General features: G+C 63.4%; 17 protein-coding genes. 3 read left to right on the forward strand and 14 right to left on the reverse strand.

From position 1 onward, the window contains the following. Positions 1–47: 47 nt before the first annotated feature. The 7 genes from BJF87_RS15070 to BJF87_RS15110 form a co-directional block, all read right to left on the reverse strand. The gene (locus BJF87_RS15070) at positions 48–914 is read right to left on the reverse strand and encodes a ParB/RepB/Spo0J family partition protein (protein WP_075863445.1); all 867 of its coding nucleotides are present in this window, start codon (positions 912–914) and stop codon (positions 48–50) included. After that, positions 914–1615 (reverse strand): ParA family protein, encoded by a 702-nt coding sequence (locus BJF87_RS15075; protein WP_075863446.1) that lies wholly within the window; start codon positions 1613–1615, stop codon positions 914–916. Before BJF87_RS15075 ends, BJF87_RS15070 begins: the two co-directional genes overlap by 1 nt. 490 nt (positions 1616–2105) lie before the next feature. Continuing rightward, positions 2106–2351, reverse strand: a complete 246-nt coding sequence (gene nrdH, locus BJF87_RS15085; protein ID WP_075863448.1) for a glutaredoxin-like protein NrdH — start codon at positions 2349–2351, stop codon at positions 2106–2108. 61 nt (positions 2352–2412) lie between these two features. Continuing rightward, positions 2413–3363, reverse strand: coding sequence for a hypothetical protein (locus BJF87_RS25860; RefSeq protein ID WP_139319520.1), 951 nt, complete (start codon positions 3361–3363; stop codon positions 2413–2415). 380 nt (positions 3364–3743) lie between these two features. Then, on the reverse strand, positions 3744–3974 hold the full coding sequence (locus BJF87_RS15095) for a hypothetical protein (RefSeq protein ID WP_075863450.1): 231 nt from the start codon (positions 3972–3974) through the stop codon (positions 3744–3746). A 989-nt stretch (positions 3975–4963) separates the two neighbouring features. Beyond that, positions 4964–5263 (reverse strand): WhiB family transcriptional regulator, encoded by a 300-nt coding sequence (locus tag BJF87_RS15105; RefSeq protein WP_075863452.1) that lies wholly within the window; start codon positions 5261–5263, stop codon positions 4964–4966. Continuing rightward, positions 5260–5649, reverse strand: a complete 390-nt coding sequence (locus BJF87_RS15110; protein WP_075863453.1) for a hypothetical protein — start codon at positions 5647–5649, stop codon at positions 5260–5262. Before BJF87_RS15110 ends, BJF87_RS15105 begins: the two co-directional genes overlap by 4 nt. 1184 nt (positions 5650–6833) lie before the next feature. Here BJF87_RS15110 and BJF87_RS15120 point away from each other — a divergent pair. From BJF87_RS15120 to BJF87_RS15130, 3 genes are read left to right on the forward strand one after another with little or no spacing between them, the layout of a single operon-like run. Then, entirely contained in the window at positions 6834–7235 is a 402-nt protein-coding gene (locus BJF87_RS15120; protein WP_139319521.1) for a hypothetical protein, read from the forward strand. Further along, positions 7219–7773, forward strand: coding sequence for an ImmA/IrrE family metallo-endopeptidase (locus BJF87_RS15125; RefSeq protein WP_075863456.1), 555 nt, complete (start codon positions 7219–7221; stop codon positions 7771–7773). The genes BJF87_RS15120 and BJF87_RS15125 overlap by 17 nt, the downstream gene beginning before the upstream one ends. 3 nt (positions 7774–7776) lie before the next feature. After that, entirely contained in the window at positions 7777–8760 is a 984-nt protein-coding gene (locus BJF87_RS15130; protein ID WP_075863457.1) for a hypothetical protein, read from the forward strand. Here BJF87_RS15130 and BJF87_RS15135 read toward each other — a convergent pair. The 7 genes from BJF87_RS15135 to BJF87_RS26140 all read right to left on the reverse strand — a co-directional run. Further along, a complete protein-coding gene (locus BJF87_RS15135) occupies positions 8741–9607 on the reverse strand; it encodes an SAM-dependent methyltransferase (RefSeq protein WP_075863458.1) in 867 nt (288 codons plus the stop codon). The genes BJF87_RS15130 and BJF87_RS15135 overlap by 20 nt on opposite strands. Beyond that, positions 9601–10296, reverse strand: coding sequence for an MBL fold metallo-hydrolase (locus tag BJF87_RS15140; RefSeq protein WP_075863459.1), 696 nt, complete (start codon positions 10294–10296; stop codon positions 9601–9603). The genes BJF87_RS15135 and BJF87_RS15140 overlap by 7 nt, the downstream gene beginning before the upstream one ends. Before the next feature lie 67 nt (positions 10297–10363). Beyond that, positions 10364–10810, reverse strand: coding sequence for a helix-turn-helix transcriptional regulator (locus BJF87_RS15145; protein ID WP_075863460.1), 447 nt, complete (start codon positions 10808–10810; stop codon positions 10364–10366). Positions 10811–10939: 129 nt separating this feature from the next. Next, positions 10940–11683, reverse strand: a complete 744-nt coding sequence (locus tag BJF87_RS15150) for a hypothetical protein (protein ID WP_075863461.1) — start codon at positions 11681–11683, stop codon at positions 10940–10942. Continuing rightward, complete coding sequence (locus BJF87_RS15155) at positions 11680–11916, reverse strand: hypothetical protein (protein WP_075863462.1); 237 nt, start codon at positions 11914–11916, stop codon at positions 11680–11682. Before BJF87_RS15155 ends, BJF87_RS15150 begins: the two co-directional genes overlap by 4 nt. Position 11917: 1 nt before the next feature. Next, positions 11918–12316 carry a hypothetical protein gene (locus tag BJF87_RS15160; protein WP_075863463.1) on the reverse strand — a complete coding sequence of 133 codons (399 nt, stop codon included), beginning with the start codon at positions 12314–12316 and terminating at the stop codon, positions 11918–11920. A 219-nt stretch (positions 12317–12535) separates the two neighbouring features. Beyond that, positions 12536–12856: hypothetical protein (locus BJF87_RS26140; RefSeq protein ID WP_158037525.1), on the reverse strand; the 321-nt coding region annotated here is incomplete at its 5' end.

Below are 12856 nucleotides of genomic sequence, written 5' to 3' on the forward strand. Positions count from 1 at the left end.
TTACCGCGGTAAACCGACTTGGTCGCTTTACCGCGGTAAAGAACGCCTCAGCTACGGTCTTGGAGCTGTTCGATGAGTGCGTCGATATCTTCGGGCGGCCAGACCTCGCGGATTGCAATCGCTACGGTGCTTGGCTCGGCCTTGAACCTCTTCAAAGCACGCTTCATTGCAGCAGAGGAGTGCTCCGGCGTTCGGGCCTGCTTACCGCCCTCCTCCCCTGCGTCTGTTGACTTTTCACGCTTCTCGCTTGCCGCCTGCCAGGCGGCGACCTGCTCCTCCATCGGGACCTTCGCAAGAGTGCGTGCATGCCGCACCGCAAGTTCTCCACTCCGTAGCTTCGCTTGGAGTTCCGGGTCCAGCTGGAGGAGGGTGCGGCGCTGCGACACCCACCCCTCCGTGCGATTGAGACGCTCGGCAGCCGCTTTGGCGCTTCCCAGCTCGGCGACCATCGCCTCCACCGCGTTCGCTTCTTCGATGACGTCGAAGTCCTGGCGTTCCAGGTTCTCAGCAATCGCGGCCCACAGCAGCGTCGCCTTATCCGCTGCCAGCCCGTCACGAATCACCATGTCGAGGCCTTCGCGCCCGAACTGTCGAGCCGCGGCGAGACGTCGGCACCCGTTGACGATCACGTACTGCGCGTCGCTGATCGCGCTCTGATCTTCCGGATACAACCTGAGCCAGGCGGATCGAGAGATCGCGGTCGCCGGCTGGAGCTGACGATCGCGAATACTCTCCAAATCGGCGAGATCCCCCAGATCAGACCGCGGGTTACGAGGGTTTGGCGCTAGTTCGTCAAGGCGGACGTTCGAGCGATAGATGCCGTCGACCGCAGCGGTGGGGTCCACAGTCGAGTTGACGCCTACTGAGGATGCGAGCGAACTCAGATCAACTCGTCCGCCATTCTTGCGCGCCATCAGCGGGCCCCCACATTGAGTTCGAGGCACAGTCGCTGGAAGTCTTCTCTGGCCTGTAGTGCCACCCTGTTCGTCGGGTACTCAGTGACGACCTTGCCGTCCGCGGCGGCGCGAGTGTGGAGCTTGTACCGGCGTATGACAGTGTTCGCCAACGGCCAGCCCATCGATCGCGCAAACTGCTGCGTTTCCTCTAGGTCTGCTCGGCCATCTCGTGGATCCCAGTTGTTGATCACGACTTTGAAAGCCACCCCGCGAGGCTTGAGTACTTTCTCGATCGTTCGAGCTGTGGGATCGAACGCAAGCACTTCTGGAGTGAGCGGCACTACCGCAAGGTCTGTAGCCGAGAGCAAAGCATCAAGGACCAGCCCTGTGTTTCCGTTCTCGGTCGTCCCAGGGTCATCGCCTAGCCAGCCTGGGGTGTCCACGAACACGTGCTCGACGCCGGGCAAGTCGCCGAGTGAACGCAGTAGCTCGGGATTGCCATCGACCTGGGTGATACGGAAGGGGAGGTCGTCGACCCTGTCTGCCCACCACACGGCCGAACCTTGAGGGTCCGTGGAGACGGCGAGGACGGGGGAGTCCTCTTCTTGGGATGTTGATGTGGGGTCGTTGATCACATCGGCGGTGACTGCGGCGCAGTTGACTGTGGCGGTGGACTTTCCCACGCCACCTTTCTGGTTAATGAAGGTGTAGACGGTCATTCCGGGTGGAGCCTCCGTGTGCTTCGTCGATTGACTACTTCGGTGGGCGAGGGCGGTTGGGTCTTTACCGCGGTAAAGACGGTGGCGCCTCAGGTTAGAGGATACACCCTCTTGGGCGTATTTCAATGTCGGGAGCGAGTCCCTCGGAGATTTGGTGTGGGATTGCTCGATGCGGGCCCGCTCAGCGCCCGAAGGCTATGTTCCACCGGAGAGGGTGCCCTCGCCAAGGCGACAGGCCGGGACGCGAGTCTTACCGCGGTAAAGACTCGCCGTCCGGAATTGGCTGTCGGTCGCGAATCCACTTGTTCACGGTCGTTTCCTTCCAGCCCCTCGTCGAGCCGATGAGTGCGTCGTAGGCAGGAAGCATGCTCTTGCGGTCGTAGCTCTTGAGTGTGTTCACAGACAAATTCGCCCTCGCCGCGAACTCGCTCAGAGATAGATACTGTTCCATGACCCGTGCAGTCTATCCGTGCATGGGGCGGGTAGGTGCTCATGCAGAAACCGCGAACTGGTCGCTGCGCAACGCTTTGATCCGATCGGGGCGGAATCCGGACCAGTGCTCTTTACCTGCAACGACGACCGGGGCCTGTTGGTAGCCCAGGTTCATCACGAAGTCCCGCGCCTGGGTGTCTTCGGAGATGTCGACGATCTCGTAGGTAAGGCCTTGCTTGTCGAGGGCCTTGTATGTGGCGTTGCACTGGACGCAGGCTGGCTTGGTGTAGACAGTGACGTTCATTTTGATGCTCCTTGTATTCGCTGTAGGTCGGGTTTGCGTACTGCCGGTGGGGGAGAGTCGGTTATCCGTCGGCGCCTCCTGGTGGTTTGTTCCATCCGCAGGCCGCGGCCGCGATCTCGTAGGCACGGGCGCGCAGCGCGCTGTCGGCAGCGGGTCGGTGGGCGGTAGGAGATCGGTGGCCGTTCTCATCCGCTCGCGGGGTCCGGGCGGGGGTGGGGCTCGATGTGCCCCAGTCGATTTGTCCGAGGCGCCACCGCAGGTAGGCCGCGGGATTCTCGATGGTGTTTGGCCAGCTCAGGTTGGCGTTGCGGCCGTGGTCGTTGAGTCGTGCGACTACCGCTGCCGGTGTCCAGGTGGACGGGTCGATGCCGGCGTCGGTGAGGACGTCGCAGATGCGGCCAAGGTGGTGTTTGCGCTGGAAGTCCGGACGGCGCCAGGACTCCGGTACGACCCTGCGGGGTGAGGCGAGTGCGTCGGTGTCGGGGTCGAGCCCGCGGCAGCGGGCCACGATCCCGGCTGCGAGCTTCTGGATCGGCAGTGATCGCCCATGCGACAGCTTCTTCGCCGGGTATGTCCGTTTTTCTCTTGAAAAAGTAGAACTTTTAGAAAGAGAAAAAGCTCTACTTGACCCCTGACGGGATAGGGGTGGGCAACCCTTCGGCTGCTGGTGACGCCCCTGTCCCGCCGTCTGTGATGGCTGGGCGGGTGCGGGGGTTGGCTCGGCGTCGGCTACAGCTGCGACGGCATCCTTGGGCATGGTGAGGGAGATCTGCGAGGCCACGCGCAGCTGCGTGCCGCCGTGGTGGGCGCGGGCGGCCATGATCTCGATCGAGGTGAGACGCTGCCCATAAGCCACATCGACGAGCAGGCCAAGAGTGCGCAATACGCGCCGGCCGTCCTTGATCTGGTCAAGGCTGAGTCCGGCCTTACCGGCGAGGGTTCTCAACGAGGCCGTCATGTGCCGACCTGTGCGGGTTTCGGCGTAGTAGGCGTGCGCTGTCGCTGTAGCCATAACCGTCGCCGCGGCCACGCGGTGATGGCGCCGGCGAGCAGCTGCACCCTCGGCCGTGCCGAGGAGGACCGCTACCGCTTCGATCCAGGCGTCCCTGCTCGTCCAGCACGGCACCTGCGCCGGGGCTCGGCCGTCCGTTGTGCGTCCGGGGGTAGGTCGCTGCCATGTGCGCCGGCCTCGTTGCTCGGCGTTGAGGTCTTCAATCGTATTGCGCTGCTGTGTTTCGATCGCATCGAGTAGTCGGCAGGTGACCGCAAACGCGAGAGAAACCCGCGCAGTCAGACACAACGGCTCCAGTAGCGCAGCGATGGCCGCGGTGAACGTCCCCGGCCGTTGTTGCTCGGCCGATTGTTGCTCGGCCGCAATCAGTCCCGGCGCGGTCACCGAATCACCACCCCGGCCCGTGGGGCACCAGATCCGGCGCGATCTCCATGGGAGTCCAGGAGGCCGACGACCAGGTGGGTGTCGACGTGATGGCTCCACAGATCAGCTGAACCGGCGCCGACTAGCCCGAGTACGGCGTCGATCACCACCGATGATGGTGCGTCAACAGCCGCGATCAGCTGAGCCAGGCTCAGCGTGCAGCACCGCGCGAGGATGTCAGCAATCACGCGCTCAGCGCGGACGATCGCCGCGCGAGCCGTGGTGTGTGCGCCCCCGTCCAGCCAAGCTGAACGGTTACTCCCGCACGTCGCCGCACACGCTGATGCGGCTCTGTGGGGGGTATCGAAGACAACGCTGGTAGGGGCGTTCGCCCCGACAGTCACCGCAACGGTGGTCGGAGCGTTCCCGTAGTGACCTCACCCAACGCCCCATCAATCGGCGCGACCTGCGGTGATGTCTCTACGGGAGGTGTGAATGGCGCGACACGGCGGTGATAGTTGCCCGTGTCGAGGGTGTGCTTTACCATCAGAAGTGCCTAGGGCGGCAATTCCTTCCTTTTAGGGAGGCTCCCGGGGTCTAGCGCTAACTAGATTCCGAACCAGTTCTCGGGGTGAAGCGAAGCGGCTAACTTCGCTCCCTACTCGAAAATCCGTGTACTCCCCTTCGGGGGGACCGGTGTCTCCATCGCTGTGTAGTTATTCGCTCGCTGGTGTCCTACGGCGGCTCCCATTCCGCCCCGCTACGGGCAAAACGACTGCTACGCAAGACATTCGCGTGTTGTCGGCTACATGACAGAGGCCTCCTCACTGGGTGTAGACATGGGTCCAAGCGTGATCGTTTCACGTTCGTGACCTTCGACGATGGAGGCGCGCCACGGGTTGCCAACCTCGGCGCGGGCGATGGGCGAGTCATGCGGCGGCTCTTGGGGTTGGCTTGCCAGATGGTGCGCTCTCGCGTCTGGGCGGGCGTCGCCGCAGATACGCCAGGAGTGCGTGGACAGGGATACGTTCGCCGTCGTCGCCGTAGGCGTCAGCTGCCCAGATCAGTCCGCGGGGCGCGACACCGCTGTCTGCGAGGTCTTGACGGCATGGCTGTAGGACCGGGCAACGCAGGCATGCCACCAGGGACTGATGGGCTGATGCGGGGGAGTGGATGAGAACGTCGAGGTCCCACTGCTCGGGTTGCCGGGCGCATGGTGTCGGCTGTTCGCTGATCATCAGCTCGCCTTCGCCCCGGCCACGATGACGGAATCACGGGCGCGGGTGTTGATACCGCCCCACACGCCGTATCGCTCACCAGCATCCGCGGCCCACTGCGCGCAGGCGGTCTTGACTGGACATGCCTGGCACACCAGGGTGGCAGCGGCAGTCGACTGTCCTTTGTTGGGGAAGAAGATGTCGGGATCGGTCTGCGCGCAGATAGCATCGCCAATCCAGTCACGCGGCGAGGGATCGGTATCGAGAATCTCCGCTGCGAGGTCTGCCCAGCCGCCGACGCGGCGGTGATCGGCGTTCACGCCACTACCGCCTCATCAGAGTTGGCGACGAAGCGTGCAGCCGCCACTGTCGCCGCGCCTTCGGCCCACGCCAGGGGGGCGGTCAACGTGGTGCCGTCTCCGACAATCACGGTGCCCGTCTCGGGTCGGACGGCAACGTAGCTGCCGGGAAAGAGGAAGTAGAGATATCCGGGGTCTCCCCAAGCGGGTGTTGACGGTGCCGGCAGAACCACCACATCAGCCTGCTCGGCCTCGGTGAGTTGACTGGCGCTGCGGAACCCTGCCCACCAAGCCGCAGCGAGCAATGCCACTCCCGTGGCGAACGCGCTATCAGCGGACAGCTCCTGGCCCCGAGGAGTGTGCACAGTCCCAGCTACCGCCAGAACCATGTGCGGGAACTCTGCCACGGTGAGTGGAGTAGGCCAGTCAAGTGTCCCTGGCTGTGGTGCTGGCGCTGCAACCGAGAGCACGGCTAACGATGCAGTAGCGCTGTCGAATCTGTGTTGGGTCATGTGAGTGGCCCCCAAGGCGTGTGATGGATCGATCTGGTGGTGTCGCTTCGAGTGCGACGTGAAAAAAGTTTTCTGCGTGGCGTCTAAATCGCCTGACTGGGCGGACGTGCCTGGAGTTTTATGCCCTTATCACCCACTTGTGTCGCCCTAGTGTCCAGTAGTCAGCAACTCTAGCCCATGCGAGCATCACACTAAGTCACTTTTTCTCAGTACACAACCGTTACACGCACGGCGCAGCGAGGGTCATCTACACTGCAAAACTATGGAAAGTGTGGATCTTACGTGGCTTATGAGGCTTCATCCTCGTTTTCATGACACGCTTCCGCCTGTGGGGGCCACACAGTGGTTAGGTCAATCCGATACGGTTCCACTTATGGCGGATGGGCCACAGGTGCCACAGGAATTGCAGAGACTAGCGAGTGCGGTGAGTGAACGCCGACGCACGTTGGGCTTGACGCGTCTACAGGTGCACGAAAACGGCGGGCCGGCCGATACGACCTTGGCGCGTATCGAGCTCCTACGCCTGATACCGCGCCGCCCCGCCCCACGACCCTGCAGAAGATCGACAAAGGTCTGCGGTGGCCGGAGGGAACAGCGGCGAGCACCCTCCATGCTGGTACCTCGGCGGCGCGGCGCGAAGAGGTGTCCCGGCCGAGCCTGGAGAACAGCCTGTCGTTCGCGACCGTAGCGATGCCAGTCGACCTTATTCACGACGTGGTACGCGCAGCTGATCGTCTGCTCTCTGAACAGCCCGAATCCGAATTCAGCTCCGGCCTCCGCCACGCTGTTCAGCGACTGACCGCGGTCTATGTCACCGAGGTACTCGAGCGCGTGGGCGGCCCAGGTTCAGAGATACCGCCAGCGATCGGAGTGACCTTCCGGCCTCACCTGACCGCCCCGCTAGCCGAAGACCACGGCACGCGGATCGAGCAGCTGTATCGACGTTGGCTGGCAGGACTCGTTTTGCCAAGCGATGCGCACCACCTCGTGCCGAGTTTCGAGGCCCGATTGGCTGCAAAACGCAAAGATATAATGCTCCGCACGACGAACTAACGACATTCCTCCAGGAGTGATCCCCTGTGAACGCACCGATGAGCTTTGCCGACCGGCTGCAGCTCTTGATCCAGCTAGCGGTGGCGAACAAGACCTTGGCAGATGATTCCGCCAAGGTCTTGGCCAATCGGCTAGGCGAGCACCTTGGCGAGGCTATGGCCCCCAGAACCGTCCAGTCGTGGCTCGACGGACGACAAACCCCGAGCGAGGTGCATCGACAAGCTCTCGCTGAAGTCCTGGGGTGGGGCGAACCCGACTCGGTGGACATCATGATCTCTGACGACGTCGAGAAGTACGGACCAATTGCACTCCAGGCAAGGACCGTGTGGAGTCTTGCGGCGAATGAGACAGGACTCGTCGCGCTGAGAGCTTCTAGCAAGCCACTATCTCCGGAGGCGATGGACAGTCTTGGTGACCTCGCTTCGTGACGATCCCAATTACCGCGCCGCGTACGACGTTGTCGAATCGCTGCCGTTCTTCCGTCCCTGGACCATCGAGTCGCTGGTAGCGAAGGTCTCTCTGAGCCGAGGGAGGCCGATCGCTCTGCGCCGCCTGCCTGATGATCTGGCCAAGCACTGTTCGGCCGCCTGGTTCCCGAAGCCTCACGCCGACTATGTCTATATCCGCGACCAGCTGACCGACGTCCAGCGCGAGATCTCAATTTCGCACGAGCTGGGGCACATCCTGCTGGCTCATACCCTGACCGACGACGAGCGTGCCGACTATCTCAAAGAGATCTTTCCGCGCGTCCCCAGGGAAGTCCTCAAATTGCACGTCGCATCAATGCAGTGCTCACCGCTGGCCAGATGCAACTACGAGCACCCGTTCGAGCAACAGGCTGAATGGTTTGCCCGGCTGCTCATCTCCAAAGCGGATCAATACCGGGACGTGCTTGTCCCTGACCACGCCACGCCCACCCAACGCAGGATGCTTGTTCAGGCCTCCCGGGTCTTCGGCTGGCAGTAGACGATGGCACTCGTCGTCACGATCGCGTTGTGCGGTTCTCTGCTGCTGCTGGTCCTCTACCGCATGTGCAATGTCCCGCCGAACGCTTCGCCAAGCTGGTGGGCATTCACCCAGGTGGCTGCGCTCATCGCCCTTGCGAAGCTTGCTCGCACACCCGAAATCGCCGACAGCTTCGGCGAAACGGTGCTCTATGCCCTCACTGGGCAGCACAATCTCATGACCCTGGTGGGTATGACGTTGGGAGCCTTGGTGTCTGTGCCGGCCGTGGTGTTCATGCTCAGCCTCACCGGCTACCAGCCGTCCTGGCGACGCGGGTTGCTGGCGGAGTTGGCAATTATCGTCGCGATGGTGGCCACGTTCTTGTGGTCACCGATTCCACGAAGCGGGCCGACTTCCTACATCACCGACGGCATTCCCCAACCGTGGTCCATGTCGACCTGGGCGTACTGGAGCATCTTCCTCGGTGTCATCGCCACAGCAGCGGTCGTCAACCTGGTTCTGGCCCTCAATGCCTTGACCATCGTTCCGCTGACAGGCCCGTTCGGCCTCACACTGCTCGGTTGGGCCGCCACCGCAGCTTCGGCAGCCCTCTACATCGGCAACAAGATGCTCAATCTCATCGTCGAGAACGCCTCCGATGGCAACACCCGCAACTGGTACCTCGATCACGCACCATCGATATCACTCGCCTTGGTACTTCTCATCGTCGTGTCGGCTGGAGCGACCTTGCTGGTTTATCCGGTGAACCAACTTCCACGCCGGTATCGCCGGTATCGCACACTGCGTCGCTCGGCTGCGCAGTGGGAGCGCGCGCGACACTCAAATCCACAATTCGCCCTTCCAGGAGTCGCGATCCCGAGTAGCAACCGACTTCACCTCTGGAGAGCAGCCAAAGACCCTCTGACGGCTTACAACTTGCAGGTGGAACTGAGCGACATCGCTGACGCCACGCGGGTGCGAGTAGACCTCACCGGTCGGCTCGGATGAGCCAGGTGACCTCAGCGCCAGCGCGCTCCGGCTCTCCGTAATCGATGCTGCGGCCCAAACTCTCAGCTACTCGCGCGATGGTCGTAGCGTCGGTTGTCCATCCGTAGTCGCCAAGCCAGCTCGCTGGGTCTTCGACGACGGATTGAAAGCCATACCCCGATTGTGTTGCTGTTGAGTTCATCTCGCGGGTCTGTGCATCTGATCTCGATCCTGGCCCGAAGTGGGCCACCAAGAGTGTGCTGCCCGACGCGCTCAATCCGCTGACGGTAGAGAGGACCGAGGAAGTCTCGGCATCGCTGAGGTAGAACAGAATGCCCTCAGCTACCCAGATCGTCGGTTCCGCTCGATCGAAGCCGGCCTTGACAAGTTGGTCAGACCAGCCGGGTTCAGTGATTGAAGCGGTGACCTGCCGCCAGGTCGCGGCAAGCTCGATCGATGGTTCCTCGGCGAAGACCGTCGATTTGAACATGGAAATCTGTGGGAGATCGATCTCGAAGACTGTGGTGCCCGCGGGGAATGAAAGTCGAGTCACACGACTGTCGAGACCAGCAGCCAAGATGACCACCTGACGAGGCTGGACGGCGCTGTACAACACGCTCCCGATCTGTTCATCGAGCCACCAAGTACGCACGACGTTCGACTCAAAGAGCCGTTGACCAGTCATTTCAGAGAGGCTTACTGCGCCCATCTCAAGACCTGACGCGGCCACCAGGTGCGCCGCGGCGAGATCAGTTACGAGTGGATTCTCGGACTCGAGCTCCAGGGCGCGCATCTTGGCGGTCAGCACTGCCGTTGCGCTGATGCCCTCTGTCCAGTCACCAGCGGCCGACCCCGCAGCGTTCACCATCCTCGGGACCGCCAGTCCTCGAGGTGAGGTCGCTCGTCACCAAGAGTGGTGTCGTCACCATGGCCGGGGTAGACAATCGCGTTGTCGGGATATCGATCGAATACCTGCGTGGTGACGTCGGCAAAGAGACTCGCGAAAGCCGCAGTGTCGGCGGTCTTACCGAGGCCCCCAGGGAACAACGAATCGCCGGTGAAGAGGTGACTCTGCCCCGACGCGTCGGTGAAAGCCAAGATGATGGAGCCGGGCGTATGACCGCGCGCCTCGATCACTGTTACAGGGGGCAACTCGCCAATTCGTATGGTGTCACCTGAGGCAACTGTGCGATCGGGAGTGACCGGCAGCTCGGAGGCCGCAGCTCTCGACGCAGCCGTCGCACAGGAGAGCGCTTTGACGACGTCCGGCAACGCCCACCAGTGGTCGATGTGCTCATGAGTGGTTGCTACAAGCTCCAGTCCGGCGGGACACTCCTGGCGTACCAGCTCGACGATTCGCTCGGCGTCATTGGCGGCATCAATCAGCAACGCCTTTCCCGTAGCTGCGCATTGCAGCAGGTACACGTTGTTGTCTGCGCCGCCCACCGACATTTTGATGATCCGGCCGCCAGCTATCTGACGCACTAACGGGTTCTGATCAGGAGTGACGTGGCCCCCGGCTGTGTACTCGGAGACAGGGATCGACGAAGAAGTCATGCCTCTATGGTGCAACAACAGGATCGTTCCACGGCGACGACGTCGCCGTTCCCCGAACCAGCGCGCCTCACTCGACGTCGCCGAACCGTAGCTTGCGTCCGCGCTTCCACGCCGCGGTGATCTGGTTCTCCGTGACGCCATACGCTTCGGCGAGCGCTGAGCGGATGTGTTCGGGAATGGGGGAGATGTAGGTTTCAGCGTTGTACAACGGGGTGGTGCCGATTCCGGCGTTGTTGGCGGCATCCTCGCCCCGCAGGCCCCGCCATTGCCGCAGCTGGCGCAGCGTGGGCTGGTTACGTGGGGTGTTCGTCAGGTCAGCGGGATGAATGCTGAGAGCCTCAGCTAGACGCAGCGCATTGACCTCGGAGGGCACGCTGCGGCCGACCTCCCAACTACGGGCGGTGCCGAGCGTCACTTGGCACCGCACAGCGATATCAGCGCGGGTCAATCCCGACCGTTCGCGGAGCAGCTTCAGTCGTGCCGGCTCAAAGTCTTCCAAACCGCCAGTGGACATATGCGAACGATATAAGACACGTCCCGATGCGCAGTGCATCACCGTTCCGAAACTGTGCAATGAGCTTGTTGAAGGAGTGAGCAGCGCCACCGACGTCAGATGCGGCAGCGAGTGTGAGGTTGGCTTACGTCAACGCATCTCAACGAAAAGGTCGAGCTGTTGTCCGGCGTATCCGTCGGTGTGGCAACTGCATTCGCACGTGTAGTGGTCAGCGGGAACAACGATGCGAGCCGAGGTGGTCTCGGTGTAGCGCGACCACCCTGGCCGGAAGGTGGCGACGTATCCGCGGGGGCCGTGCTGGCGGCGCGCGGCGGCGTGACGCACGCTGACGTAGCTCGGCCGAGCGTGGCCATGCCAGCAGCCCACGTGACCGGCGTCAGCGCAGTGCGGTGAGAGTGCCGGCGGTTGGGTGCAGGGCAGGGTAGTGAACCATTCGCCGCGGGCGTCCTCGAGTTCGGTCTGAGCGTGCAGGTCGATGGCTTCCAGCGCGATCGAGGTGAGGGCGGTCAGGTTGCGGCTGCGGGTGGCCCAGGCATGTTGTGCGCGCTCACGCAGCTCGGCGGGCAGTGCGTCGGCCCACCGGCGCAGGCGCGTCAGGGTGATCGACACTTCGCGGTGTGGTGGTTCGAACCGAAGGCGTGAGGGTTGTCCGGCGTGGAGGCCGGTGGTGAATCGGTCGGTCACCTCGTAGTGCGCCCAGGTGCCGGTGAACCGTTGACCGGTCACCTCGTAGTTGCGGCCGAACCCTCCCCCGCTTCTGCGCGACTCGCGTAGACGACGGCACTCCTCGCCCGGGTTGGCGATGACCGGGGCGATGACGTGGACCCACTCGCGCAGCAGGTCTCGCTCATCGGCTGACAGCCTGGCAGTCACCGAGCACTCCTGACGGCTGCCGGTCGGGAGGCGGTGGCCGCCGCCTGCGGATCGTCGTCACTGATCGCCGCCGGATTGATCGCGGTGTCGGCGTCGAAGCCAGACACGCTGCGGTCATAGGCTTTCCCGGCCGGGCAGGTGGCCATGTGCAGACGTCGACCGGTGTCGGGCAGGACACGGTCGACGAAGCATCGGTGGTCGCAGTAGCGGCAGTAGGCACCGGGCATGGTCAAGTCACTCCTCGTGGTGGGTGCCGGGGCCTGTGGTCGGTTCCCAGGAGCCGGCGTCTTGGTAGTCGCTGTCGTCGAGGTCCCACCATTGGCCGGTGCGGGGGTCGAAGACGGTGTCGTGGAGGCAGTCCGGGCAGCGGTGCACGACCAGCCGGGCGTGAATGTGGCGGTCGCGCAGACGGCCCCGGCCGATGGGGATGACGTTGGGGCCGTAGGCGATGGTGCGGGTGCCGTAGCAGGTGAACGGCCTGGTCGCCGAACCACAATTGCCGCATCCCTGTGTGCGTGGTGGCGGACAGAGGGTCACCGCGGGCATCGGTTGCCAGGGTGACCAGTCGACCGGGTCACCGTCCCAGCGTGGCGGTAAGTCGTGGGCGCGCAGGTTCAGGCTCAACTGGGTCACCGTCGATCACCGCCCCCGCACCGTGCGGCTGTGGCGGCTCAGCTCAAGGTAGTAGGCGCAGTCCTCGCAGAACCCGGCGTCGGGGTCGAGGCAACAGCGTTCACAGTGTCGGTCCTCGCGGTGGCAGTCACAGTCACAATCGACGCCCAGTTGGGTAGGCGCAGTGGCGGTCAGGGTCATGCTCATGGTGTCCTCCCTAGGAGTCGCCGGTCGGGGTGGTCACTGCACGGCCTCCTGTGGGTCGAGGACGAGTGTGGGTGCGACGGCGCCGGTCAGCAGCAGTCGCGCGCCGTACAGGTGCCCACGGATTGCGGGGTGGGCGGTGGTACGGATCTGCTGGTTGATCGAGGCGGCGATGAGGTCGCGGACCTCGACGTCGGGCAGCCCGTCGACGCCGCCGTAGTTGCGGGGGTCGCAGTAGTTGAGGTGGCGGGCGACCGCGGCGTGCACGGTGCGCTGTTCGGCGTCGACGTCGCGATTGGATGCCAGGACGCGCCGCTGGTGTTGGGCGATGAGCATGCGCAGCTCGGCCCGTGCGGT

The organism is Gordonia sp. CNJ-863 (assembly GCF_001942325.1).
Classification (GTDB): domain Bacteria; phylum Actinomycetota; class Actinomycetes; order Mycobacteriales; family Mycobacteriaceae; genus Gordonia; species Gordonia alkanivorans.